At 73.4% G+C, this 4,547-nt stretch carries 3 protein-coding genes and 2 pseudogenes; 2 read left to right on the forward strand and 3 right to left on the reverse strand.

Annotation, left to right across the window (positions count from 1 at the left end; all coding sequences use genetic code 11):
• Positions 1–255 precede the first annotated feature (255 nt).
• The 3 genes from ACI792_RS20820 to deoC all read right to left on the reverse strand — a co-directional run bounded on the left by ACI792_RS20820 (position 256) and on the right by deoC (position 3,696).
• On the reverse strand, positions 256–1,128 hold the full coding sequence (locus ACI792_RS20820; protein WP_456604264.1) for an aldehyde dehydrogenase family protein: 873 nt from the start codon (positions 1,126–1,128) through the stop codon (positions 256–258).
• Between the two features lie 73 nt (positions 1,129–1,201).
• On the reverse strand, positions 1,202–2,602 hold the full coding sequence (locus tag ACI792_RS20825; protein WP_456604265.1) for an aldehyde dehydrogenase family protein: 1,401 nt from the start codon (positions 2,600–2,602) through the stop codon (positions 1,202–1,204).
• Between the two features lie 83 nt (positions 2,603–2,685).
• Entirely contained in the window at positions 2,686–3,696 is a 1,011-nt protein-coding gene (deoC, locus tag ACI792_RS20830; protein WP_456604266.1) for a deoxyribose-phosphate aldolase, read from the reverse strand.
• Between the two features lie 114 nt (positions 3,697–3,810).
• Between deoC and ACI792_RS20835 the strand changes: the two are divergent.
• Together ACI792_RS20835 and ACI792_RS20840 are read left to right on the forward strand one after the other, a co-directional pair.
• Positions 3,811–4,118 (forward strand): annotated as a pseudogene (locus tag ACI792_RS20835) (hypothetical protein); the annotation flags it as partial.
• Positions 4,119–4,229: 111 nt separating this feature from the next.
• Positions 4,230–4,547, forward strand: a pseudogene (locus ACI792_RS20840) (endonuclease); the annotation flags it as partial.

Below are 4,547 nucleotides of genomic sequence, written 5' to 3' on the forward strand. Positions count from 1 at the left end.
GGCCTCGAACTCGGACGGCGGGTGCCGTACGAGAGAGGGGGGGGGGGGGGGGGGGGGGGGGGGGGGGGGGGGGGGGGGGGGTGGGGGCGGGGGGGGGGGGGGGGGGGGGGGGGGGGGGGGGGGTGGGGGGGGGGGGCGGCGCCCCCCCCCCCCCCCCCCCCCCCCCCCCCCCCCCCCCCCCCCCCCCGAGACGGGTGGAACGGCCCCCTCCCGGGCCCCCCGGCCTGCGAGAGGTGAGGAGGAGGGGGTCCTTCATCAGACGCCCATCGGATGCCACACCGTCTTCGTCTCGAGGAACGGCGTCATGCGGGAGAGGCCCGGGTCAGCGGTCCAGTCCGGTTCGGTGACCGGCGGGCGGACGACCCGCTTGATGGTGCCGGCGGCCTCCCGCTCGAACTCCATCGCGCGGCCGGCCGGGGCGCCGGTGAGGTCGATGGCGTCGACGTCGGCGTGCTCGGCCAGCCACGGGCCGAGCTCCTCGGCGTCGCCGGTGAGCAGGTTGACCACACCGCCGGGCACGTCGCTGGTGGCGAGCACCTCCCCGAGGGTGACGGCCGGGATCGGCCGCTCCTTCGACGTGACGACGACGGCGGTGCAGCCGGTGGCGAGCACCGGGGCGAGCACGCTCACCAGGCCGAGCAGGCTCGACTGCTGCGGGGCCAGGACGGCGACGACGCCGGTCGGCTCCGGGAGGCTGAAGTCGAAGTACGGCCCGGCGACCGGGTTGGCCCCGCCGAGGACGGACGCCAGCTTGTCGGTCCAGCCGGCGTACCAGACCCAGCGGTCGATGGCGGCGTCGACGGCGGCGCGAGCCTTCCCCGCCGACAGCCCCTCGCCGTGCGCGACCTCCTCGCAGAACTGGACGTGCCGGCCCTCCATCACCTCGGCCACGCGGTAGAGCACCTGGCCGCGGTTGTAGGCGGTCGCGCCCGACCACTTGGGGAAGGCGGCCCGGGCGGCGACCACGGCGTCCCGGGCGTCCTTGCGCGAGGCCCGGGCGGCGTTGGCCACGAAGTGGCCCTTCGCGTCGGTGACCTCGTAGGTGCGGCCGGACTCCGAGCGCGGGAAGGCGCCCCCCACGTAGAGCTTGTAGGTCTTCCGGACGGCGAGCCGGTCGTTCCCGATCACTGGTCAGCACCCTTTCCTCTGGGGAGCTTTCGCGCGCGCTGCGCTCCTCGCTCGCCGGCGCTCGCTGCGATGCTCACCTGCTGTCAGCTCCCGTCAGGTAGGCGGCCAGCCCGTGGCGGCCGCCCTCGCGGCCGTAGCCGGACTGCTTGTAGCCGCCGAAGGGCGACGTCGGGTCGAACTTGTTGAAGGTGTTGGCCCACACCACGCCGGCGCGGAGCTGGTCGGCGATCTTCAGGATCCGCGACCCCTTCTCGCTCCAGATGCCCGCCGACAGCCCGTAGGTGGAGTTGTTCGCCTTCGCCACGGCCTCGTCGGGGGTGCGGAAGGTGAGCACGCTGAGCACCGGGCCGAAGACCTCGTCGCGGGCGATGCGGTGGGCGGGGGAGACGTCGGTGAAGACCGTGGGCGGGAACCAGTAGCCGCGCGCGGGCAGCTCGCAGGCCGGCTGCCAGCGCTGGGCGCCCTCCGCCTCGCCGATGTCGGAGAGCTCCCGGATGCGGGCCAGCTGCTCGGCGGAGTTGATGGCCCCGATGTCGGTGTTCTTGTCCAGCGGGTCGCCGATGCGCAGGGTGCCGATCCGGCGCTGCAGCGAGGCGATGACCTCGTCGTGGATCGACTCCTGCACCAGCAGCCGGGAGCCCGCGCAGCAGACGTGGCCCTGGTTGAAGAAGATCCCCTGGACGATGCCCTCGACGGCCTGGTCGATCGGGGCGTCGTCGAACACGATGTTCGCGGCCTTGCCCCCGAGCTCCAGCGTCAGCTTCTTGCGGGTGCCGGCGACGGCGCGGGCGATCGACCGGCCGACCTCGGTGGACCCGGTGAACGCGACCTTGTCGACGTCGTCGTGCTCGACGACGGCCCGGCCGGTCTCCCCGGCGCCGGGAACGATGTTGACCACGCCCGCGGGGAGGTCGGCCTGGCGGCAGATCTCGGCGAACAGCAGCGCGGTGAGCGGGGTGGTCTCGGCCGGCTTGAGGACGACGGTGTTGCCGGTGGCGAGCGCGGGCGCGACCTTCCACGCCAGCATGAGCAGCGGGAAGTTCCACGGGATGACCTGGCCGGCCACGCCGAGGGGCTTCGGGGCCGGGCCCAGGCCCGCGTGCTCGAGCTTGTCGGCCCAGCCCGCGTGGTAGAAGAAGTGGGCCGCGGCCAAGGGGACGTCGACGTCGCGCGACTCCCGGATCGGCTTGCCGTTGTCCAGCGACTCGAGGACGGCGAACTCCCGCGCCCGCTCCTGCAGCAGCCGGGCGATGCGGAAGAGGTACTTGCCGCGGTCGGCGGGGCGCATCGGGCCCCACGTCTTCTCGAAGGCCCGGCGGGCGGCGCGGACGGCGCGGTCGACGTCGGCCTCGCTCGCGGCGGAGACCTCGCTGAGGACCTCCTCGGTGGCCGGGTTGACCGTCTTGAACGGCTCGCCGGTGCCGTCGACGAACTCGCCGTCGACGAACAGGCCGTAGGAGGGGGCGATGTTCACGATCGAGCGTGACTCGGGGGCGGGGGCGTACTCGAACACGGACGTGGGCCGGGCCGGGCTGGGCGGGGGAGTAGGCATTGCGGTCAGTCCACCGTGACGTAGTCGGGGCCGGAGTAGTGGCCGGTGCGCAGCTTCTGCCGCTGGAGGAGGAGGTCGTTGAGCAGGCTGGAGGCGCCGAACCGGAACCAGTCGGGGTCCAGCCAGTCGGGGCCGGCCGTCTCGTTGATCATCACGAGGTGCTTGATGGCGTCCTTCGTCGTCCTGATGCCGCCGGCGGGCTTGAAGCCGATCTGGCGGCCGGTGGCGATGCGGAAGTCGCGGACCGCCTCGAGCATCACCAGGCCGACCGGAAGGGTGGCGGCGGGGGTGACCTTGCCGGTGGAGGTCTTGATGAAGTCCCCGCCGGCGAGCATGGCGATCCAGGAGGCGCGGCGGACGTTGTCGAGCGTCTTCAGCTCACCGGTCTCGAGGATCACCTTGAGGTGCGCGGGGGTGCGGCCGGGAGGGGAGCACGCCTCCTTGACCGCGACGATCTCCTCGTAGACGTCGAGGTAGCGGCCGGTCAGGAAGGCGCCCCGGTCGATGACCATGTCGATCTCGTCGGCGCCGTTCTCGACGGCGTCGCGGACGTCGGCGAGCTTCACCGCGCGGCTGGCGCGACCGCTGGGGAAGGCGGTGGCGACGGCGGCGACGTGGATGCCGGTGCCCTGGAGCGCCTCCCGGGCGACGCCCGCGAGGTCGCCGTACACGCAGACGGCGGCGACCTGCGGCGTCGTCGGGTCCGAGGGGTCGGGCTGCCGGGCCTTGGCGGCGAGGCTGCGCACCTTCCCCGGGGTGTCGGCGCCCTCGAGGGTGGTCAGGTCGACCATCGAGATGGCCATGTCGATGGCCCACGCCTTCGAGGTGGTCTTGATCGACCGGGTGCCCAGCTGGGCCGCGCGCGCCTCGGCACCCACCTGGTCCACGCCGGGCAGGCCGTGCAGGAAGGCGCGGAACGCCGCGTCGGAGCGGGTCACGTCGTCGTACGGCGGCGACGGCGCGTGCACCGCGGAGGTCGCCCCGGGGAGCGCGTCGGGGTCGAGGACGTGGGTCATGCGCGCCATTCTCCCCTGCCGTGCGCCGGTCCCCGAACCCGCTCACCCTGCCGGAGCAGGAGGACGCGACCGAGGGTGGTCGATCCGTCCGCCGAGGCGTCCTGGGCCGGTGGGGACGTCGGCGATCCGCAGGGGCATGGGGGTGCAGGCCCACCTTCGCGACGCAGGTTCCTGCTCGCCACCGACGATCGCAGCCGCGCCCAACGCTCAGAGAAGCGCGGCCCCGGCTATGACTACGTCCACTCCCTGGGGGATGACCATTCCCGGCTGGCCTACTCCCGGAGTCCTGCCCGACGAGAAGGGCGCCACCTGCGCGGCGTTCTGACCCCGGGCCGCGACCTACTTCTGCCGCCCATGGCATCGACCCGATCGAGCGGTTGATGACCGACAATGCCTGGGCCTACAAGCACTCCCTTCGCGAGCAGCCGACTAGCGGCAACCTGGTGGCTCGGGACCCCCTAGCGATCTGTGGGCAGACCGCTGAGCTGGGGATTCGCGCTACGGGTGTCGTCCACGAGCGGTAGTATTCGCACATGTGTTCGACAGGTGCGGCCGATGCGGTGGACCGGTTGGTCGCCGCGCTGGACGACCTGGCCGGCGAGCGGATCGAGGGCGCGTTCGGGCCGCAGCTGATCGAACGGCTGGCCCCGCTGCTCGTGGCCGGGAACCGGCTGACCACCGAGATCGCCCGCACGGTGCGGCAGTGCGAGCTCACCGGGGCCGTCGAGCACGACGGGCAGAAGACGATGGCCTCCTGGCTGCGCGGGCACGCCCGGTACTCGTCCGCCGCCGCCTCCCGGCTGGTGAGCACCGGACGGGCGATGGAGGCCCTACCGGCGGTCGCCGCCGCG

This window comes from Blastococcus sp. SYSU DS0669 (assembly GCF_054050895.1).

Excerpts from the sequence above, each read along its gene's own strand:
- deoC (WP_456604266.1), bottom strand. The coding sequence starts at position 3,696 with ATGACCCACGTCCTCGACCCCGACGCGCTCCCCGGGGCGACCTCCGCG.